At 67.6% G+C, this 20,868-nt stretch carries 17 protein-coding genes; 10 read left to right on the plus strand and 7 right to left on the minus strand.

Going from position 1 to position 20,868, the window contains the following annotated elements; translation table 11 throughout:
* Positions 1–37: 37 nt before the first annotated feature.
* The gene (locus LDO22_RS12490; RefSeq protein WP_224023529.1) at positions 38–736 is read right to left on the minus strand and encodes a maleylpyruvate isomerase family mycothiol-dependent enzyme; all 699 of its coding nucleotides are present in this window, start codon (positions 734–736) and stop codon (positions 38–40) included.
* A gap of 330 nt (positions 737–1,066) precedes the next feature.
* Between LDO22_RS12490 and LDO22_RS12495 the strand changes: the two genes are divergently transcribed.
* The 4 genes from LDO22_RS12495 (at position 1,067) to catC (ending at position 4,841) form a co-directional block, all read left to right on the plus strand.
* Positions 1,067–2,440, plus strand: a complete 1,374-nt coding sequence (locus LDO22_RS12495; RefSeq protein WP_224023531.1) for an aromatic acid/H+ symport family MFS transporter — start codon at positions 1,067–1,069, stop codon at positions 2,438–2,440.
* Positions 2,441–2,515: 75 nt separating this feature from the next.
* Entirely contained in the window at positions 2,516–3,436 is a 921-nt protein-coding gene (locus tag LDO22_RS12500) for a LysR substrate-binding domain-containing protein (RefSeq protein ID WP_224023533.1), read from the plus strand.
* Positions 3,433–4,533: an enolase C-terminal domain-like protein gene (locus LDO22_RS12505; protein ID WP_224023534.1), complete on the plus strand. Its 1,101-nt coding sequence runs from the start codon at positions 3,433–3,435 to the stop codon at positions 4,531–4,533. Before LDO22_RS12500 ends, LDO22_RS12505 begins: the two co-directional genes overlap by 4 nt.
* Positions 4,534–4,562: 29 nt before the next feature.
* Positions 4,563–4,841 (plus strand): muconolactone Delta-isomerase, encoded by a 279-nt coding sequence (gene catC / locus LDO22_RS12510; RefSeq protein WP_224023536.1) that lies wholly within the window; start codon positions 4,563–4,565, stop codon positions 4,839–4,841.
* Positions 4,842–4,869: 28 nt separating this feature from the next.
* Here the strand turns inward: catC and LDO22_RS12515 are convergent, their stop codons facing one another.
* From LDO22_RS12515 to benA, 5 genes are all read right to left on the minus strand, one after another.
* Positions 4,870–7,701 carry an AAA family ATPase gene (locus LDO22_RS12515; protein ID WP_224023538.1) on the minus strand — a complete coding sequence of 944 codons (2,832 nt, stop codon included), beginning with the start codon at positions 7,699–7,701 and terminating at the stop codon, positions 4,870–4,872.
* Between the two features lie 60 nt (positions 7,702–7,761).
* On the minus strand, positions 7,762–8,589 hold the full coding sequence (locus tag LDO22_RS12520) for a 1,6-dihydroxycyclohexa-2,4-diene-1-carboxylate dehydrogenase (RefSeq protein ID WP_224023540.1): 828 nt from the start codon (positions 8,587–8,589) through the stop codon (positions 7,762–7,764).
* The gene (gene benC / locus LDO22_RS12525) at positions 8,589–10,160 is read right to left on the minus strand and encodes a benzoate 1,2-dioxygenase electron transfer component BenC (protein WP_224023542.1); all 1,572 of its coding nucleotides are present in this window, start codon (positions 10,158–10,160) and stop codon (positions 8,589–8,591) included. Before benC ends, LDO22_RS12520 begins: the two co-directional genes overlap by 1 nt.
* Positions 10,161–10,283: 123 nt before the next feature.
* The gene (gene benB / locus LDO22_RS12530) at positions 10,284–10,820 is read right to left on the minus strand and encodes a benzoate 1,2-dioxygenase small subunit (RefSeq protein WP_159630093.1); all 537 of its coding nucleotides are present in this window, start codon (positions 10,818–10,820) and stop codon (positions 10,284–10,286) included.
* A gap of 35 nt (positions 10,821–10,855) precedes the next feature.
* Positions 10,856–12,241 carry a benzoate 1,2-dioxygenase large subunit gene (benA, locus tag LDO22_RS12535; protein ID WP_224023544.1) on the minus strand — a complete coding sequence of 462 codons (1,386 nt, stop codon included), beginning with the start codon at positions 12,239–12,241 and terminating at the stop codon, positions 10,856–10,858.
* A gap of 329 nt (positions 12,242–12,570) precedes the next feature.
* On the opposite strand from benA, the gene catA reads away from it, so the two are divergent.
* Together catA and LDO22_RS12545 are read left to right on the plus strand one after the other, a co-directional pair.
* The gene (gene catA / locus LDO22_RS12540; RefSeq protein WP_224023546.1) at positions 12,571–13,452 is read left to right on the plus strand and encodes a catechol 1,2-dioxygenase; all 882 of its coding nucleotides are present in this window, start codon (positions 12,571–12,573) and stop codon (positions 13,450–13,452) included.
* Positions 13,453–13,542: 90 nt separating this feature from the next.
* Positions 13,543–14,826, plus strand: a complete 1,284-nt coding sequence (locus LDO22_RS12545; protein ID WP_224023549.1) for a benzoate/H(+) symporter BenE family transporter — start codon at positions 13,543–13,545, stop codon at positions 14,824–14,826.
* Between the two features lie 44 nt (positions 14,827–14,870).
* Here the strand turns inward: LDO22_RS12545 and LDO22_RS12550 are convergent, their stop codons facing one another.
* Positions 14,871–15,062, minus strand: coding sequence for a hypothetical protein (locus LDO22_RS12550; RefSeq protein ID WP_224023551.1), 192 nt, complete (start codon positions 15,060–15,062; stop codon positions 14,871–14,873).
* A 149-nt stretch (positions 15,063–15,211) separates the two neighbouring features.
* Here LDO22_RS12550 and LDO22_RS12555 point away from each other — a divergent pair, with 149 nt between their 5' ends.
* The 4 genes from LDO22_RS12555 (at position 15,212) to LDO22_RS12570 (ending at position 20,841) form a co-directional block, all read left to right on the plus strand.
* Positions 15,212–15,838 (plus strand): TetR/AcrR family transcriptional regulator, encoded by a 627-nt coding sequence (locus LDO22_RS12555; RefSeq protein ID WP_224023553.1) that lies wholly within the window; start codon positions 15,212–15,214, stop codon positions 15,836–15,838.
* A gap of 100 nt (positions 15,839–15,938) precedes the next feature.
* Positions 15,939–17,477, plus strand: a complete 1,539-nt coding sequence (locus tag LDO22_RS12560; protein ID WP_224023555.1) for an aldehyde dehydrogenase family protein — start codon at positions 15,939–15,941, stop codon at positions 17,475–17,477.
* Complete coding sequence (locus LDO22_RS12565; protein WP_224023557.1) at positions 17,478–19,118, plus strand: GMC family oxidoreductase N-terminal domain-containing protein; 1,641 nt, start codon at positions 17,478–17,480, stop codon at positions 19,116–19,118.
* Between the two features lie 148 nt (positions 19,119–19,266).
* On the plus strand, positions 19,267–20,841 hold the full coding sequence (locus LDO22_RS12570; RefSeq protein WP_224023559.1) for an APC family permease: 1,575 nt from the start codon (positions 19,267–19,269) through the stop codon (positions 20,839–20,841).
* Positions 20,842–20,868: the final 27 nt, after the last annotated feature.

The raw sequence follows: 20,868 nt of genomic DNA on the forward strand, positions 1-20,868 counted from the left end.
CGATCCGCTGGTGCCCGGCGGGGATTCTTCTTTGGCTTTACCAGGCCGGCAGCACGGGGACCGGGCCTGCCGCCTCAATATCTTCGGCGTCGCCGCGTGCCAGCCATTTCAGGAGGCCCTCCCGGTCCGACTCGACGCGCAGGCCGCCGTCACCGATGACCCATTCGTCGCGTTCCTCGGTAACGAGCGTCATCCCGGGCGCCCCCTTGGCACGCATGGCACGCACCACGGCCTCGATGGCGTTCAGCAGCGAATCGGGGTCGGCCTCCTCGATGGTCCAGGCGGTGTCCAGGTCATGGTGGTGCACCACCACCTCGGCAATCCGCAGCGCCACAATGGAGGTTGCCGGCAGCTCCCGGCCACCCACCGTTACTTCCGGCGCCGCAAGCTCCCCGGTCAACCGCTGGGCTTCATCGGCGAAAGCGGCGGCCGAGTCCCGCACTTCAGCCAGGAGTTCCTCCCGCGGCAGGGCCGCAAGGGCGGCAATGGCCTGCGAGCGCGCTTCAGGGGACGCGTACAGCTGGCGTTCCTCCCCGGACGTCGCCCAGTCGATCAGCCCAACCAGTGCGCGCCCGCTGGATGCGACGTGCGCGATGACGTGGGCGCGGGTCCACCCTTCACACAGCGAAGGAGCGGCCAGCTCTTCATCGGACAAGGAGGAGACCGTGGCAAGGAACATGTCCGTCTCCCGGCCCAGGCGGGACAGGTCTGAGTGCAGCCGTGCTGGATTGATCATTCCGCCAGCCTAACCGCGGCGCCATGACCCCGGCGATGGTTACGGGCCGCCTGGTTCATACCGGCCGCGTATGGACTAAGACCTGTCCTCCCACCGCCGCTGTGATACCCGTGCTGCCGGGCGCGTTTGGCCTGTTCCTGCCGGATCCATCGCAAAATCCGGCTCTTTGATATGCGGAAACGGCACAATGCACCCCCGGCGGGAAACCGGGCATTCCCCTCATATGCCGTGCGTCACATTGCCTGTCAGGCTGGGTTGCCAAGGCCCCGGTACGGATCGATCCGAATACCGCAACGCCTCCACACCCGCTCCCCTGAAAGGACATGCGCCATGACGCTGCCGCACCCCCCATCCACGATCTCCGGAAACCCGGGAAAGGAGACCCGGACAGCCAACTGGGTGGCTTTCGTCATCTGCGCCGCTCTCCTTTTTGACGGCTACGACCTGGTGGTCTACGGCACCGTCCTTCCGGGCCTGCTCGCAGACGCGGGCCAGATCGGTCATTTTGATGCGGCCACCGCCGGGCTCCTGGGATCCTGGGCCCTTATCGGCGTGCTGGTGGGGTCGCTGGCATGCGGGGCCGTCGGGGACTTCTTCGGCCGCCGCCGGCTGATGCTCGCGGGCATCGCGTGGTTCTCCCTGGGCATGTTCGCCACTGCCCTGGCCACGGATGTCACCGCCTTCGGCGCCCTCCGGTTTGCCACCGGGCTGGGCCTGGGCGTCGTTATCGCCAGCGCCGGCGCCACGATGGCCGAGTTCGCACCCGCGGGCCGGCGGCAGTTCTACAACGCGATCGTCTACTCCGGGGTCCCCGCGGGCGGCGTGCTGGCATCCATCCTTGGCATCGCCTTCCTGGACAGCATCGGCTGGCGCGGCCTCTTCATCATTGGATCCCTGCCCCTCCTGGTCATCCTGCCCATTGCCTGGCGGAAGCTTCCGGAATCCCCGCGGTGGCTGCTGGCCCGGGGCCGGGAAGAGGAAGCCCTGGCCGCTGCCTGGCGCACCGGGGTGCCGCTCGCCGAAGAGCAGGTGATCCGGGAGGCCGGCGCCGCACCACGGAAGTCCGGGTTTGCCGCCGTCTTCTCCCGCCAGTTCGCCGCGGCATCCATCCTGCTGGGCCTGATGTCCTTCTGCGGCCTCCTCCTGACCTACGGGCTCAACACCTGGCTGCCCAAGATCATGGAGGGCTACGGCTACGGCCGGACCTATGCCCTGTTCTTCCCGCTGGCCCTGAACCTCGGTGCCGTGGTGGGCGGACTGGTGGCCTCCCGGATGGCCGACCGGAAGGGACCGCAGCGGGTCATTGCTGCCACGTTTGCCCTCGCCACCATTTCCCTGGGATTGATGACGTTCAGCTTCCCGCTGCCGCTGCTCTTCACCTTCATCGCCACCGCGGGGGTGGGAACCCTGGGCACCCAGGTGCTGGTCTACGGTTTCCAGTCCAACTACTTCACCACCAACGCCCGGGCCGCCGGCGTCGCCTGGTGCGCCAGCGTGGGCCGGCTGGGCGGGGTCCTGGGGCCGATCATCGGCGGCTGGCTGGCAGCGGCGGGCATCGGCGGGGCAACAGCCTTCTACATCTACGGCGCGGTGGCCCTGCTCGGCGGCGCCGTCACCATCCTGGTGCCGCGCCAGCACCGGCTCGAGGAAGCACTGCCCACGGTTGAAGAGCCGCAAGATTACGTCGAAAAAGTATCTAAGTAAGGCTTTTTATGGTTATTCTATGAATCAATGAGGCTGCGCCGCGCCTCCCCCGGCCCGTTGGAAAGGTGGCACCGGATGGAAATCCGCCAGCTGAACTACTTCATCGCGGTCGCGGAGGAGCGGCACTTCGGCAGGGCGGCCAAGCGCCTGCACATGGCGCAGCCGCCGCTGTCCCAGCAGATCCGCCAGCTGGAAGACCAGCTGGGCGTCCAGCTCCTCAACCGCACCACCCGCCGGGTGGACCTGACGGCGGCGGGCCAGCTCCTGCTGGACCGCGGCCGCCAGATCGTCAACGACGTCGAAACGCTCCGCGCGGATGTCTACCAGGTGGGCAAGGGCGCCACGGGCGTCCTCCGGGTGGGGTTCTCCGGCTCGGCAACCTACGGCGTCATGCCGCGGATCGCGCGGCTCACCAAACAGGTCCTTCCCGGCCTGTCGCTGGCGCTGAACGGGGAGATGCTGACGCCGTCAATGGAAGCGGGGCTGCGGAACGGGACCCTGGACGCGGCGCTGCTGCGTCCCCCCGTTACGTCCGAGGAGATCGACTACCGCGTGGTCACCCAAGAGCCACTCGTCGTCGCGCTTCCCTCCTTCAGCGCCCTGGCGGTGGACCGTCCCGTGGCCATGCACGAACTGCAGGACCAGGACTTCATCGCCTACGCACCGGAGTCCGTGCTAAACCGCATTACCTCGGACCTCTGCCGCCAGGCGGGTTTCCAGCCGCGGATCACGCAAGTGGTGGGTGAGACCTCCACCATGCTGGCGTTCGTGGCTGCGGGCGGTGGCATCGCCGTCATGCCGTCCAGCGTGCGTGCTTTCCAGCTTGAAGGCGTCGCGTACAGGGAAATCGACAATGCTCCCCCGGTGGAACTCGCCGTCGCCTGGCTACGCGGCCACCGCTCCGCGCTGTTGCAAAACTTCCTGGACATCGTGGCCACGGCAACCGCTGACGCCGCCACCCCCGCTCCCGCTGATGAAAGGCACCTCCCATCATGAAGATCGCAGCCATCGAGGCGATCCCCTACTCGATCCCGTACCGCCACCCGCTCCACTTCGCCTCCGGCTCCGTGCACGAGGCCGACCATGTCCTGGTCCGTGTCCACACCGATGACGGCGTAGTGGGGACCGCAGACACTCCGCCCCGCCCGTATACCTACGGTGAGACGCAGAAGTCCATCGTCGCGGTGGTGCAGGATGTCTTCGCCCCGCAACTGGTAGGCATCGACGTCTTTGACCGGGAAAAGATCCAGGCCGTCCTGGCCCGCACCATCCACAACCAGACCGCCAAGGGTGCGGTGGACATTGCCGTGTGGGACGTGATCGGCAAGACCCTGGGGCAGCCTGTCACCAAGCTGCTGGGCGGCTACACCGATTCGCTGCGCGTCTCCCACATGCTCGGCTTCAAACCCGCCCAGGAACTCCTGGCCTTGGCCCTGGAGTTCCGGGAAACCTACGGCATCACCACCTTCAAGCTGAAGACCGGCCGCCGTCCGCTGAACCTGGACATCGAGGCCGCCAGGGTGCTGCGGGACGGCCTGGGCGAAGACGCCGAGCTGTACATGGACGCCAACCGCGGCTGGACAGCCAACGAGGCCGCCGAGGTGCTGCGCCGCACCGCCGACCTCGGCCTGCAGTTCCTGGAGGAGCCGGACGACGCCCGCGAAGTCCTGGGCCGCCGCCGCCTGGTCACCAACTCACCCATCCCCATTGCCGCCGACGAATCCGCCGCCAACCTCGGCGAGGCTGCCCGCGAAATCCTCACCGGCGGGGCCAACCTCCTGTCCGTCAAGACCGCCCGGTCCGGCTTCACCGAAGCCGCCAAGATCGTTGGCATGGCCGAGGGCATGGGCATCGACGTCTACATCGGCAACCAGATCGACACCCAGGTGGGCACGGTTGCCTCGGTGGTGTTCGGCGCAGCCTTCGCCCACACGGCCAAGCGCGCGGCGGAGCTGTCCAACTACCTCGACATGACCGATGACCTGCTGGCCCGGCCGCTGGCGATCACCGGCGGCCGGATCCGCGTTCCTGAAGGTGCCGGCGCGGGCACTGACGTGGATGACGACAAGCTCGCCCACTACCGCACCGACTGACACCCTTCCCTTCCACTGAGAGGTCATCCATGAAGTACCTGGTCCATATGGACGTCAACCTGCCCGCCGGCATGCCTGCCGAAGAAGCTGCCGCAATCAAGGCCACGGAGAAGGCCTACTCCCAGGAACTGCAGCGCTCCGGCAAATGGCCTGAGATCTGGCGTGTGGTGGGCGAATACGCCAACTACTCCATCTTCGACGTCGAATCCAACGACGAACTGCACGGCATCCTGCAGCGCCTTCCCCTGTTCCCGTACATGGACATCACGGTGGTTCCGCTGGCCAAGCACCCGTCGGACGTCAAGTAACCACCGGTTGGTGCTGCGGCGTTCCGGGTCAGTTCCTGGCCCGGAACGCGGCCGCGAGTTCGCTGCGTGACCGGATTCCCATCTTCCGGTACAGCCGCGTGAGGTGGTACTGCACCGTCTTTTCGGCCAGGAACAGGGCCCGGGCCGCCTCCTTGTTGGTTGCCCCGGCAGCCACCAGCTCGGCCACGGCCTGTTCCTGGGCCGTGAGCTGTTGATGGTGGCTGCCCACCGAAGAAAGCACCGGGTCCGCCGGGTCCGGCAGGTTCCCCACGTCCAGGCCGGTGGCCTTCAGCTCACGGTCGCACCGCTCCACGTACGTTGCCGCACCGAGGGTGTCATACAGGTCCCGGGCAGCCCGCAGCACCGATGAGGCCAGGCGCCGCTTTCCGGCCCGGCGCATGCTTTGCCCGAACGCGAAACTGATCCGTGCCCGCAGGTAGGGGCGGTTGAGCCCGCGGAGGTGTCCCAGCGCCGCCTCGAAGTACTCCCTTGCCGTGTCCGGGTCCCCCTGCGCGGCCAGCAGCCGGCCCCTGGCCCACGCCACGCGGGCCAGGTCGGAGGGGACTTCCCGCTCGCGGTGCACTCCTTCGAATGCGGTGAGGAACGTATCGGCGGCGTCGAGCTTGTCGGTCATGACCAGCGCATTGACGTAGGTGTCCTGCCACGGCCAGAAGGACACCCGTTGACCGGTCCAGGGGTCCAGTTCGGCCAGTGGCTGCAGGGCGGCCAGGGCACTTTCGTAGTCGGCCCGTGCCTCGTGGAAGCGGGCGCGCGCCAGGCTGGCCGGGACCTGCATGGCCCGGTAGGTTCCCGGCTGCACCGCGGCCTGTGACACGTAGTAGCGTGCCCGGTCCCAGTCGCCCCGCATGGACCACAGCTCGGCGGCCGTCCAGTACAGCAGCGGCCGGATCAGCGGCATCCGCGAGGTCTCCAGCCGGACGCTTGCCCGGGAGATGGTGGCGGCGGCCGCGTCCCAGTTGCCCAGCACAAGGTGGGTGCGGGCCAGCCAGGCCTCGGCCCACAGGGAAATCCGCAGCGATCCCCCGCGGTACTCGGTGGGGGCGGCCGACTCAAAATTCACCAGCGCGGACTCGGCGTTGTCCAGGCGCAGGGCCAGCCAGCCGGCGCCCATCTGCACCCGCTGCTTCTGGGCATTCTCGGCCGCCTGGGCCGAAGCCCGCTGGTAGGAGGCCTCGGCGTCCGCTATCCGGCCCTGGGCATACAGGCCCAGGCCATAGATGGCCTCCGACTCGATGTGCGCCGGAGTTCCGGGTTCGGTCAGAGCCATGGCGCGTTCGGCCCAGCCGGTGATCATCGGCCCGTCCCAGGAGGCCACCCCGTGGAGGACGAACCGCTGGGCCACCTGCGCGGCTGCAGCGGGTTCATGCTGAGGATTGCTGGTGCGCCAGGCCATCTCCAGTTGGCTTTGGGCGCTGTCATTCTGGCCGGACACCGTGGACAGGTACCCCAGAACCGAGGAGCGCAGGGGCGACGGCGGCAGGGCATCCACTGCCCCGGCCCAGGCCTGCGCCTGGGCCACGTTGCCGGAGCCCACCAGGGCGTCGACGGCTTTCAGGAGCCGGAGGTTCCGGGCGCGGATATCGGGGGACAGCCGCGAGGCGGAGAACAGCGCGGTGGAGGCATCCTGCCACGCCCCAACCGTGGCCTGCCGCCGCGCGAACTCTTCCAGTTCGGCGGCCAGGGTTTCGTCCGCGGCCGGGGTGGCCGCAACGCGGTGGCCCAGCTGTTCGCCCTCGGACTGGACGACCTCGGCGGCCTTCCAGTGCAGGGCAATGCGCCGGCTCGGGACGATCTGTTCGTAAACGGCCTCCGCGGTGCCGGGTTCGAGGAAGGCGACGGCGGAGCGGGACTGGTCCACCGACAGTCCCAGCAGCCCCGCGCGGTGCCCCTCATCGAGGGCCGGCATGACGGATTCCAGGCCGCCCACCCTGGCCACCTCAGCCAGTCCCGCGCCGGGGCCGAGCACCGCAGCGGATTCCGCGGCGGCCACCAAGGCGGGGGACGCGGCGGCCAGGACACTGCGGACCCTGGCACGCACCCGGGAAGTAGGCGGCAGGGAAGGGAACCACGACTGCCAGGTCTCCGGGGGCAGTTCACGGAGCAGCTCCACGATGGACTGGGCTATCCCGCCGGTGTGCGTCACCAGGCCGTGGGCCGCCGTCGCACTGAGGTCCAGCCCGAACAGGCTCCGGGCCACGTCTTGGACCTGCTGCGGCGAGAGGGGCTCCAGCGGAATGCGGACCACCTGGTGGCCGGTGAGGAAGTCGAGCACGCCGGCGGGGACGCGGGGCGCGTCTACAGGGTTGAGGGTCAGCAGGAACAGGACCCGCTTGTCGTGCAGCCTGCGCATGACGAAGGTGAGGATGCGCAGGCTCTCCTCGTCGAGCTTGTGGACGTCGTCGACGGCGACCACCACGCTGCCGTGCGTCTGCAGGCCTTCGAGATGGGTGCTGAGGGTGGAGGCGTAGTTGACCACCTGGTCGGGGGTCAGGGAAGCGACGGGCCCCGGCGCGGGGGCCGGGCCGCCGTCGTAATCCTTTGCCGTCCGGAGCGGCAGGGTCCGCATCAGCTGGGAGTAGCCGGCCAGGGCGAACTGGGCTTCCCAGTCGTCCCCCATGGCGGACAGCACGCGGACGCCGCGGGCTGCCGTGCGGCAGTGGTCAAGGAAGAGTTCCAGGAGCGCGGTTTTGCCGGACCCGGACGGACCGGAGAGAACCACGGTTCCCACTTTGCCCTTGCGGACGGTGCGGAGGATTTCCAGCAGCTGCTCGAACGCCGCGGCCCGGCCCGCCAGCGGGAAGTCCTCCGCCATCTCGCCCTGGGTGGAGCCCGCTGTCATGGCCGCAATCCTACCGGAGCGGCCCGGGCGCCCCTGGTGCCGCGCGTCCAGCACCGGCCCCTACCCCAGGTCGCCGCCGGCCACCGGGAGGATGCTGCCGGTCAGGTAGGACGCCTCGTCCGAGGCAAGGAACACGATGGGCGCCGCCTGCTCGTCCAGGGTGCCGTAGCGCTTCATGAACGAGGACTCCACCGTCTGGTCAACGATGGTCTGGTACCAGTCCTTCTCGGTGGCGGATTCGGCGTCCGGCCCGCGCTTGACCTTCCGCGGCGGGGCTTCCGTGCCGCCCGGGGCGGTGGCCACCACGCGGATGCCGTGCCCGGCCACCTCCATGGCCAGCGACTGGGTCAGGGCGTTCACGCCACCTTTCGCCGCGGCATAGGGCACCCGGTGCATTCCGCGGGTGGCTACCGAGGAGACGTTCACGATCGTGCCGGAGCCCTGCTCGATCATGGCCGGCAGGACTGCCCGGCAGGTCCAGAGCGTGGGAAAGAGCGAGCGGCGGATTTCCTTCTCGATCTTGTCCTCGTCGTACTCCTCGTAGGGGCGGGCCCAGATGGTCCCGCCCACGTTGTTGACCAGGACGTCCACCCACCCGTGGGCCGCGAGCGCGGCCTTGATGGCCTGGGTGGCGCCGGCGAAGGTCTCCAGGTCTGCGGTGACGGCCGTGGCCGAGCCCCCGGAACCCGACGCCCTGGCGGCCTCGCCGATGCCGCGGGCAACGTCGTGGACCAGGTCCGCGCGGTCCACCAGGATCACGGCGCCGCCTTCGGCGCCGATGCGTTCGGCCACCTTCTGGCCGATCCCCTGGGCTGCACCGGTGACGACGGCGACCTTGCCGCCGAACCGGCCAGGGGTCACGTATTGCCCGGCGTACGGCGCAGCCATCAGCGGGCGGCCTTGGCGTCGATGGCCCCGGCCATGGTGTCCTTCGCGTCCTGGGCATGGGCGGTGATGACGGCGCGCAGGTGGTCCTTGTCGCCGCGTTCGAAGGCGTTCACGATCTCAAGGTGGTCCTGGGTGACGCGTTCGAAGATCGGCGTGCCGGCCTCGAAGGCCGCGGCCATCTGGGCGTGGACGTCCAGGCGCCGGTAGGACTCCAGGAGCATCGGGTTGTCGCAGACCATGAAGAGGTACTCGTGGAATTCCTCGTTGGTGCGCGCGAACTCTTCGGGGTCGGTGATGTTCCCGCCCTGCACCGAGCCGGTGGTGGCTTCGGCCAGGCGGCGGAACTGGCGCAGCTGCTGTTCGCTGAGCCTTCCCAGCAGCAGTTCGCTGACCGCAAGCTCCAGGCCCATGCGGGCGTCCAGCTGGGCGAAGCTGTCCTCCTTGCGGAAATCCAGCCGGCCGGTCTCCAGTGAGGAGACGGCCTCGCCGCGGCTCATGGTGTCGCCTTCGGCCTGGATCTTCCCGGCCGGTGCGGGGGCGCCGGTTTCGGCGTCGCCCCCGGTGGTCTCCTTCGGTGCGAAACGTTCGAAGTAGAAGTTGGCGGGCTTGATGCCTTCGGTGTCCAGCCACTTGGAGACGGCGTTGACCATGGGCGGCGGGCCGCAGAGGTAGATGTCCACGTCGCCGTCGTTGAGGTGCTTCGGTTCGATGATCTGGGTGACGTAGCCGGTGTGCGGGGCGGAGGTGCCGGGCTCGGAGGCGATGTAGTCCCAGGTGAAGCCGGGCAGTTTCGCCTCGTAGGCGCGGAGCCAGTCCAGGCCCACGATGTCCGCCTCGCGGGTGAGCCCGTAGATGAGGTGGACCGGGCTGGACGGCGGGTTCTCGGCGAGCTTTTCCAGGATGGACAGCAGCGGGGCCAGGCCGGTGCCGCCGGCCAGGAGCAGCAGGGGCCGCTTCGGTTCGCGCAGGAAGAAGGATCCGTAGGGGCCGGTGAATTCGATGGCGTCGCCTACGGCGGCGCGGTCGCGCAGGTATTCGGACATGGCGCCCTGCGGGGTCACGCGGACCATGAAGGACGCGTCCTGGACCTCGGGGCCGCTGCTGAAGGAGTAGGAGCGCTCGGCGTCGGTGCCGGGAACCTTGAGGTTGACGTACTGCCCGGGGAGGAAGGCGAGCGCGTCGCGGTTGTCCACCTCGAGGGTGAAGGAGACCGTGGTGTCCGTGTGCCGGTTGAGCTCCTTGATGGTGGAGTTGAAGGTGGCGGCCGCCGTCTTGGCCGACTCGGACGTGGCCGGGATCTGGATGGCCAGGTCGGACTCCGGGACGGCCTGGCACGTCAGCAGGTAGCCCTTTTCGAGCTCCTCTTCGGTCATGGCGTCGTCGATGAAGTCGCCCGGGTCGAAGGAGCCGGAATCGCAGAACGCCTTGCAGGTGCCGCACGCGCCGTCGCGGCAGTCCGACGGAATGTTGATCCGCGCCTTGTAGGCCGCGTCCATGACGGTCTCATAGTCGCCGACCTTGATGACTTTGGTGACGCCGTCTTCGAAGCTGAGGGCTACTTTGTGGCCCATGGGGTCCTCCTGACTGGGCGGGCGCGTCGTCGCGTCCGGGGAAAAGTTGGGGCGTGCCCGGCGGGCACGGAATGGGACCTCCCGTGCGGCGCCCGTATGTAACGGGCGCCGGCTTGGGGCAGGTCAGATCATGTAGACGTCCACCACGTGGTGGATGTAGTCGTTCTTCAGGACCACTTTCTTCTTCAGGATCACCGGCTGCGGGCCGGAAAGGTCCACCGTGTAGTAGCTGGTGCCGAAGTACGTGTCCGTCGTGTTGTAGCGGAAGTACAGGGTGAACCAGTTGAAGCGCACCTCCACCTTGCCGCCGTCGTTCGCCAAAACCTCCACGTCCGTGATGTTGTGGCCGGTGCGCGGCTCCGGGAGGGAGGTGGCCGATGACCTGTCGGTCTTGATCCGGAATACCCGGTCCTCGATGCCGCCGCGGTTGTCGTAGTAGATCAGGGAGATCTCGTTCTGGGGGTCCTGCGTCAGCTGGTCGTCCACGTCCCAGGCCGGCATCCAGAATTCGGAGTCCGGGTGGTAGCACTCCAGCCATTCGTCGAACTGGCGGTCATCCAGCAGGCGGGCTTCCCGGTAGAGGAACGCCCGGACGGTTTCGAGGGTTGCGATTTCCTCCGCGGTCTTCAGGACCGGGGCGGTGTGGGTCAGGTTGGTCATGGGTTCTGCGCTCTCTGTGGTTCCGGCGGGCTCTCTCAGGCGGTGACGGGAACGGATTCCAGGGCGGAACGCTCCTCTTCCTCCGCCAGCGCCCGGTCCATGACTTCCTTCCAGTACCCGTGCTGGATGGGGTAGAGCCCCTCATCTTCGGTGCGCACGCCGGAGGCGATCACCCGGTTCATGCCCAGGGCCTGCGCCTGCTCATCCGGTCCGGCGATCTCGTGGGTGGAGCCGCGGGTCATGTCGTTCCACGGTGCGCTGGTGGCCCAGTAGGTCTTGTTGCAGGAGCGGAATTCCTCCAGGTCGTCCGGCGTGGCCATGCCCGTGGCGTTGAAGAAGTCCTCGTACTGGCGGATGCGCTTTGAACGGTTCTCCTGGGACTCGCCCTTGGGGGCGATGCAGTAGATGGTCACCTCGGTCTGGTCCGCGGAGATCGGCCGGAAGTGGCGGATCTGCGAGGAGAACTGGTCCATGATGTAGACGTTCGGGTACAGGCAGAGGTTGCGGGAGATGTTGATCATGAAGTTGGCCATCTCCTCGCCGTACTTGGCCACGAGCTCGTCGCGGCGGTCCCAGAGCGGACGGTCCTGCGGGTTGGTCCATTCCTGCCACAGCAGCAGGTGGCCGTGGTCGTAGGAGTAGAAGCCGCCCTTGACCTTGCCCCACTTGCCGGCGTCCATGGCCTTGGTCTTGTTGGCGGAGTCTCCGGCGCTGCGGCGGGCGGTGGTGGCCGCGTAGTTCCAGTGCACGGCCGTGACGTGGTAGCCGTCGGCGCCGTTCTCGGCCTGGACCTTCCAGTTGCCGTCATAGGTGTAGGTGGAGGAGCCGCGCAGCACTTCCAGGCCTTCGGGTGACTGGTCAACGATGGAGTCGATGACCTTGGTGGCGTCCCCGAGGTGTTCCTCGAGCGGGAGCACGTCGGCCTTCAGCGAGCCGAACAGGAAGCCGCGGTAGGACTCGAAGCGGGCCACCTTGGTGAGGTCGTGCGAGCCTTCCTTGTTGAAGGTCTCGGGGTAGCCGGCGTTCCGGGAGTCCTTGACCTTCAGCAGCTCGCCGGAGTTTTTGAAGGTCCAGCCGTGGAACGGGCAGGTGAAGGTGGTGCGGTTGTCCGTCTTGCGGCGGCACAGCATGGCGCCGCGGTGCGAACAGGCGTTGACCAGGCAGTTCAGCTGCCCGTCCTTGTCCCGGGTGATCATCACGGGGGTGCGGCCGATGTAGGTGGTGAAGTAGTCGCCCACGTTGGTGATCTGCGACTCGTGGGCGAGGTAGACCCAGTTGCCTTCGAAGATGTGCTTCATCTCGAGTTCGAAGATCTCCTGGTCGGTGAAGATCTCGCGCTTGGCCCGGATGACGCCGTTCTCTCGGTCGTCGATCACGGCGTCGGCAAGGACCTCGCGGGCATGGATCAGGTTCTCGGTCATGGCGTGCTCCTTCATTGGAGATTGCTGGACGGATGGGCGGAGGTCCACTCGGGAAGAGGCTTCGGCGGCGGACGTTGTCCAGCAATTCTTGCCGCTCGTGATTGGCCTCACATCAGGCAAATACCTAGGTTCCACCAAGGGTGTCTTTATGTACCGATAATGACTCAAAAGACGCCTAGTTGATATTTGTAGCGTCCTTATCTCCGGGCCTACGCTTGAGACCAAGATCACGCGGTGCCGAGCAGGGCAGGTGGAACTGCCCGCCCCGCAGGCCGCGTGGGGAGCAGGAGCCCTTCCTGTCCCATTCAATGAAGAAGGTGGACATCGTCATGACCCAAACCCCAACGGACAGCCGCACGGAAAACGAAGGCACCGCCGTCGAAGCAGGCTCCAAGGCAACCGAACGGTTCGCCGCGTCAGGCAAGCTCTCCCGGGTGGATGTATCCAAGGAACGGGTGAGCCTGCTGGCCGGCGCACTGATCAAGGCCGCCAACGACATCGTCGTCGAGCACCAGGTCACCTACGAGGAATACAACGCCCTCAAAGCCTGGCTGATCAAGGTGGGCACGGACGGTGAATGGCCGCTGTTCCTCGACGTCTGGCTGGAACACACCGTTGAGGACGTGAACTCCCAGGACCGTCCCGGCACCGTCGGCACCATCGAGGGTCCCTACTACGTTCCCGGCTCCCCGGAACTCCAGACGCCCGCCACCGTGGAAATGCGCGACGACGAAGAGGGCACCCCGCTGCGGTTCACCGGCCAGTTCACCGACACCGACGGCAACCCCATCCAGGGTGCGCAGGTGGAGATCTGGCACGCGGACGCCGCCGGCTTCTACTCCCAGTACGCCCCGGGCATGCCCGAGTGGCTCTTCCGGGCCACCGTCAAGGCCTCCGACGACGGCCGGTTCGAGATCAACACCATGCGTCCGGCGCCCTACCAGATCCCTACGGACGGCGCCTGCGGACAGCTGATCAACGCCGCGGGCTGGCACGCCTGGCGTCCCGCGCACATCCACATCAAGGTGTCCGCGCCGGGCTACGAGCCGGTCACGCAGCAGCTGTACTTCCCCGGCGACCCCCACAACGCGGACGACATCGCCTCGGCGGTGAAGCCTGAACTGATGCTGGACCCCCGCCCCCGTACCGACGGCAAGGGCGAGGAAGTAGTTTATGACTACGTCCTGGCAAAGCAGGGCCAGAAGAAGTAGCACGCAAACTGGGAGACACCCCCGCACGGAGGCGCTCCGGAGCTGATGCTTCGGAGCGCTTCCGGTTTTTCGCGCCAGCCAGGAGTTCCGATGAGCCATCCCCGCCCCGACCCGGCCGCCACATCCGTCGGGTCAGCCCCGCCGGCGCCGGCGCCGGAACCCCTGCTGGAACGCCCGGGGGTCCGGCCCGCGGGCCCCCGCCGGATTCTTCGCGACCTGGGACTGTCCTATGTCTCCAACGGGGCCATCGGGCTCATTTTCGCGGCGTCCGGACCCATCGCCGTCACCCTTGCCGTGGGGACGGCCGGCGGCCTGACCCAGGGCCAGCTGTCGTCCTGGGTTTTTGGCATCCTCTTTTCCGGCGGAGCGGCCACGCTGCTGATGTCGCTGATCTACCGGCAGCCCCTGGGCTTCGCCTGGTCCATCCCCGGCACGGTGCTCCTGGGACCGTCCCTTCAGCACCTGGCCTTCCCCGAAGTCGTCGGGGCCTTCTTCACCTCCGGCGTGCTGATCCTCGCCCTCGGCGCCACTGGAGTGGTGCGCAAAGCCATGGCACTGGTGCCCATGCCGCTGGTGATGGCCATGGTGGCCGCGGTGTTCCTGAAGTTCGGCACCGACATCGTTGCCTCCACCCAGGACAACCCGGCCGTGGCTGCTCCAATGGTGGCCGCGTTCCTGGTCCTCACCGCAGTTCCCAGGCTTGGCAGGTTCCTGCCACCGGTCCCGGGCACCCTGGTGGCAGGCTGCATCGCCGTGGCAGCCAGCGGGCAGTTCAGGCTGTCCCCCGGCGGGCAACTCCTGGCCACACCGGTTTTCACCGCCCCTGAATTCACGTGGGCTGCCCAGCTGGAACTGGTGGTTCCCCTGGCCCTCACCGTGCTGTTCGTCCAAAACGGCCAGGGCATCGCCGTCCTCCGCGCCGCCGGGCACCGTCCACCCGTGAACGCCTTCGCCATTGCCTCCGGCGCCTTTTCAGTGCTGAATGCCGGTTTCGGCGCTGTTTCAGCCTGCGTCACAGGCCCCACCAACGCCCTGCTGACCTCGTCCGGGAAGAGGGAGCGCCAATACACGGCTGCCGTGGCGTACGGTCTCCTGGCCCTGGTGTTCGCAGCGTTTGCCCCCACCCTGACCCGGCTGATGCTGGCCGCGCCCAAGGAGTTCGTCCTGGCACTGGGCGGCATCGCGATGCTGCGGGCCCTTCAGCAGGCCTTCGTCACGGCCTTTGCCACCAGCTTCACCCTGGGTTCGCTGGTGACGTTCGTGGTGACCATCTCCGGCATGAACCTCTTCAACATCCACGCAGCGTTCTGGGGCCTGGTGATCGGCTACGGGGTGTCCCGCCTGCTGGAGCGCGCCGACCACGCCCAGCCGTGAGCCGGACCGGGCATGTTACGGCGCCCGGCAGGGCTTCTTCTGCGTCAGCGCGGGTCCGGTTCCAGCGCCCAGGCCAGCCGGTGCAGGAAAGTCGCCGTCCTGCTCCTGAATGCCAGCCACGCGGCCCGCTTCCACCCGGGCTTCGCGCTGAGTTGCGGCGCGTGGGGCTGCGCACTTTCGCCCGCGTGGACGGCGCCGGCAAACAAGAGGGCAATAAGGCTTGCGCTTTCCATCATTCTCCAAGCTGTACTGGTCAATCCCGGTGTACAACCACCGTGCCCTGCGGAAGAAGGCTTCAAACATCATCAGCGCCCCCATCGGGCTGCGGGGAGGGCGTGGCGGTACCGCGTTATGCACGTGCAGTGTTAGGCAATAGTCTGGCCAGATGGGGACCAGTGCCGTGACTTCCGGCGAACAAGTGGACAGGCAGACCCGCATCCTCGAAGCGGCAATGGACCTGCTGTCCCGCCACGGGATTTCGGGCGTGAGCATGCGCGCCGTGGCGCGGGAAGCCGGCGTGGCGCTGGGGCTGGTCAACTATTACTACGACGACAAGACCACCCTGATCCGCGCTGCCCTGCGCCGGGTGGATGAGCATGACCTTTTACTGGTCGCCCCGGACCCGTCGGTTACCCCCGATGAACAGCTGCGCCGCGCGCTCCGGCGCGTTGCCGGCGCTGACCTGCTGACCACCCGCTACCTGTCCCTGCGCCTGCATTTGTGGGCCCTGGCCCAGGCGGACGAGGACTACGCACAGATCAACGCCGCCGCCTTCGACCGGTACATCGACGGGCTCGCGGCGCTGGTGTCCAGCGCCAGGCCCGGACTGTCCTGGGAGGCGTGCAGGGAGCGCGCCTCGGACATCGTGGTCATTCAGAACGGCGTGTGGCTGACGGCGCTGCTCGGGGTGGACAAGGCCTCCATCCAGCGGAGCATTGCGCGCACGGAGCAGATCGCGTTCGCACCGGTCACGGACGACAACGGCGACCGCCAGGTCCCCTCACAGCCCTGAAACACCCGCTCCAGGGGCAACAGTAGCCGGGCGATGAGCATTGAACAAGTGTTCAAGAAAAGTATTGAACACTCGTTCAACGTGCATTACTGTCCTTCCTATGACTTACGCCACACCGGCCCAGGAAGCCGCCCCCAGCACTGAAACCAAGCCCGCCTCCTCCCTGTTCATCAACGGCAGGTGGGAGCCGGCGGCGTCCGGCGCGGTGCGCGAAATCCGCAACCCCGCAGACGGGGAGCTGGTGGCCACCGTGTCCGAGGCAGGCCGGGAAGATACCGAACGTGCCATCGCGGCGGCCCGGGCCGCCTTCGATTCCGACGCCTGGTCCAGCGTCCCGGCACCGGAGCGTGGCGCCTTCCTCCTGAAGGTCGCCGCCGGGCTGCGGGAGCGCCGGGAAAAGTTTGCCCGCGCGGAATCGCTGGACACCGGCAAGCGGATGGTGGAAAGCCGCATCGACATGGACGACATCGCCGCCTGCTTCGAGTACTTCGGCAGGCTCGCCGGGCAGCAGGCGGGCCGGGTGGTGGACGCGGGAGACGCCGCCGTCGTCAGCAGGATCGTCTACGAACCCGTGGGCGTCTGCGGGCTCATCACGCCGTGGAACTACCCCCTGCTCCAGGCGGCGTGGAAGATCGCCCCCGCGCTGGCCGCCGGCTGCACCTTCGTCCTCAAGCCCTCCGAGCTGACCCCGTCCACCAGCATCCTGGCCATGCAGCTGCTGCAGGACCTCGGCCTTCCGGACGGCGTGGCCAACCTCGTCACCGGTGCCGGCGCCCAGGCGGGCGCACCGCTTTCGGAACATCCCGACGTCGACCTTGTCTCCTTCACCGGCGGCCTGGAAACCGGCAAGCGCATCGCCGCTTCCGCTGCCGCCACCGTCAAAAAGGTGGCCCTGGAACTCGGCGGGAAGAACCCCAACGTGGTGTTCGCCGACGCGGACTTCGACGCCGCCGTCGACAACGCCCTCAACGGCGCGTTCGTCCACTCCGGCCAGGTTTGCTCCGCAGGCGCCCGGCTGCTGGTGGAGGAATCCATCGCGGACCGCTTCGTGGACGAACTGGTCCGCCGCGCAGAGGGCATCCGGCTGGGTGGCCCCTTCGACGACGAGGCCGAGACCGGCCCGCTGATCTCCGCCGCCCACCGGGACAAGGTCCATGCCTACGTCCAGCGCGGCATTCAGGAGGGCGTGCGGCTCCGCACGGGCGGCGCGGCACCGTCCGGGGAGAAGTACGACGCCGGGTTCTACTACCAGCCCACCATTCTGGACCGCGTCTCCCGCGGCATGTCCGTGGTCACCGACGAGGCGTTCGGCCCGGTGGTCACGGTGGAAACCTTCCGCACCGAGGACGAGGCCGTGGCCACTGCGAACGACACCATCTACGGCCTGGCCGGCGCGGTGTGGACCCAGGACGCCGGCAAGGCGCAGCGCGTCGCGTCCCGGCTGCGGCACGGCACCATCTGGATCAACGACTACCACCCCTACCTCCCCCAGGCCGAGTGGGGCGGCTTCGGCCAGTCCGGCGTCGGCCGCGAGCTGGGCCCCACGGGCCTGGCCGAGTACCAGGAAGCCAAGCACATCTACCAGAACACCAGCCCCCAGGTCACCGGCTGGTTTGTTGACCACGGCAAGGAGAACTAGATGCACTACGACAACATCGAGGACGTTTCCGAACGCGGGTTCGACTACGTCGTCATCGGCGGCGGGTCCGCGGGGGCGGCAGTGGCCGCACGGCTGAGCGAGGACCCGGACGTCACCGTGGCCCTTGTCGAGGCAGGCCCGGACGACCGCAATATCCCCGAGATCCTGCAGCTGGACCGCTGGATGGAGCTGCTGGAATCCGGCTACGACTGGGACTACCCCATCGAGCCGCAGGAAAACGGCAACTCCTTCATGCGCCACGCCCGCGCCAAGGTCATGGGCGGCTGCTCCAGCCACAACTCCTGCATCGCCTTCTGGGCCCCGCGCGAGGACCTGGACGAGTGGGAGTCCAAGTACGGCGCCACGGGCTGGAACGCCGCCAACGCGTGGCCGCTGTACAAGCGGCTGGAAACCAACCAGGACGCCGGGCCTGACGCACCGCACCACGGGGACTCCGGCCCCGTGCACCTGATGAACGTGCCCCCGGCGGATCCTGCCGGCGTCGCCCTTCTGGACGCCTGTGAACAGGCGGGCATCCCCCGCACGAAGTTCAACACCGGCACCACCGTGGTCAACGGCGCCAATTTCTTCCAGATCAACCGCCGCGAAGACGGTACCCGCTCCTCCAGTTCCGTGTCCTACATCCACCCCATCGTGGACCGCCCCAACTTCACCCTGCTGACCGGCCTGCGGGCCCGCCAGCTGGTGATCGACGCGGACAAGCGCTGCACCGGCGTGGACGTGGTGGACGGGGCGTTCGGCCGGACCCACCGGCTCACCGCGCACCGGGAAGTCATTGTGTCCACCGGCGCGATCGACTCCCCCAAGCTGCTCATGCTCTCCGGCATCGGCCCGGCGGAACACCTGGCCCAGCACGGCATCGAGGTGCTGGTGGACTCCCCCGGCGTCGGTGAGAACCTGCAGGACCACCCGGAAGGCGTGGTGCAGTTCGAGGCCAAACAGCCCATGGCCCAGACTTCCACACAGTGGTGGGAAATCGGCATCTTCACCCCCACGGAGGAGGGTCTGGACCGCCCCGACCTGATGATGCACTACGGTTCCGTGCCGTTCGATATGAACACCCTGCGCCACGGCTACCCCACCACGGAGAACGGCTTCAGCCTCACCCCGAACGTCACGCATGCCCGGTCCCGCGGCACGGTGAAGCTGCGCAGCCGCGATTTCCGCGACAAGCCGATGGTGGACCCCCGCTACTTCACGGACCCGGACGGCCACGACATGCGCGTCATGGTGGCCGGCATCCGCAAGGCCCGCGAGATCGCCGCCCAGCCCGCAATGGCGGAATGGACCGGCCGCGAGCTGTCCCCCGGCGTCGAGGCGCAGACCGATGAGGAACTGCAGGACTACATCCGCAAGACCCACAACACCGTCTACCACCCCGTGGGCACCGTCCGCCTGGGCCCGGCCGACGACGAGATGTCGCCGCTGGATCCCGAGCTGCGGGTCAAGGGGGTCACCGGCCTCCGCGTGGCCGATGCGTCCGTCATGCCCGAGCACGTCACCGTCAACCCCAACATCACCGTCATGATGATCGGCGAGCGCTGTGCCGATCTCATCAAGGCGGACTATGCCGGCGCCGACGCCCTGGAAGAGAAGGAGCTCACCGCGTCCCTCGCCTGAGCGGCGGGTCATCAAGGGGGCCGCATTCCCAACAATGGCGGCCCCCGCAGAACGTTATCTCGCCGCACCCCAGGGCGGCCGGTCCCATCGTGCTTTTCTGATCTAGGAGTCCATATTGGAACCCAGCAAGAGTATTGATTCAAGTGGCATGGATGAATTTGGCTACACCCAGACCCTCGACCGGAGCATCGGCAAGTTCGCCAGCTTCGCGGCAGGTGTCAGCTACATCTCCATCCTCACCGGTGTTTTTCAACTGTTCTACTTCGGCTTTTCCATGGCCGGCCCGGCGTACGCCTGGTCCTGGCCCATTGTGTTCGTTGGCCAGCTGATGGTGGCCCTCTGTTTCGCCGAGCTGGCCGGCCGCTACCCCGTTGCGGGCTCGGTCTACAACTGGGCCAAGCGGCTGTCCTCCGGGACCTCGTCCTGGCTGGCCGGCTGGCTGCTGCTGCTGTCCTCCATCATGGCGCTGGGCTCGGTGGCACTGGCCCTGCAGATCACCCTCCCCCAGCTGTGGTCCGGCTTCCAGTTCGTTGGTGACGGTACCGGCCCTTACGACTTCGCCATGAACGGCGTGGTGCTGGCCACCATCATGATCACCATCTCCACGCTCATCAACGCGTTCGGCGTGAAGCTGATGACCCGGATCAACAGCATCGGCGTCTTCGTTGAGCTGATCGCCGCCGTGCTGCTGATCCTGGCACTGGCCTGGCACGTGGTGCGCGGCCCGGAGGTCTTCTTTGATACGGCCGGTTTCGGGGAAGGCAAGGACCTGGGCTTCTTCGGCGTCTTCCTGATCGGTGCCATGGCCTCCGGGTACGTCATGTACGGCTTCGACACCGCCAGCTCGCTGGGCGAGGAAACCAAGGACCCCAAGAAGACCGCTCCCAAGGCCATCCTGCGCGCCGTCACGGCGTCCTTCCTGCTGGGCGGGGGAATCCTGCTGTTCGGCATCCTGGCCGCACCGGACCTCAGTGACCCGCAGATCGGCTCCCCCGACGGCGGCCTGCAGCACATCGTCCTTTCCGTCCTGGGCGGCCCGTTCGGCAAGGCCTTCCTGGCCTGCATCGTGGTGGCTGTGGTGGTCTGCACCCTGGCCGTCCACGCCGCCGCCATCCGCATGATGTTCGCCATGGCCCGCGACAACAACCTGCCCTTCAGCCGGCAGCTCAGCAAGGTGGATCCGGTCCGCCGGACCCCGACAGTGGCGGCCATCGTCATCGGCGTCATCGCCGTCATCCCGCTGCTGGTCAACGTGATGCAGCCGGCTATCTTCACCATCCTGTCCAGCATCAGCATCGTGCTGATCTACCTGTCCTACCTCCTGGTCACGGTCCCCCTGCTCCGCAAGCGGTTACAGAAGAAGTGGCCGCTCGTCGCAGACGGATCAGAGCCAGGGTTCACCATGGGCAAGTGGGGCCTCCCCGTGAACATCCTCGCCGTCCTGTGGGGCGCCGCGATGACGGTGAACCTGGTCTGGCCCCGCCCGGAAATCTACAACTCGGTGCCGCCGTTCGAGTGGTACCTGCAGTGGGGCGGCGTCTTCTTCGTGGCCGCCGTGGTGATTGGCGGGGCCATGCTCTACCGCCTGAAGATCCGCCATCAGACCGGGGTGCTGGCCGAACACGCCGCGGCAGTCGCCGCCCACCCGTCGTCCAACGACCCCAGGTTCGATCCCGCGGAGGACGCGGTGCCGGCCAACGCGGCGATGGCAACCGAGGGCTAGCAACACCACAGCAGAAGGGGCCGACGG

The organism is Arthrobacter sp. NicSoilC5, assembly GCF_019977395.1.
Taxonomy (GTDB): domain Bacteria; phylum Actinomycetota; class Actinomycetes; order Actinomycetales; family Micrococcaceae; genus Arthrobacter.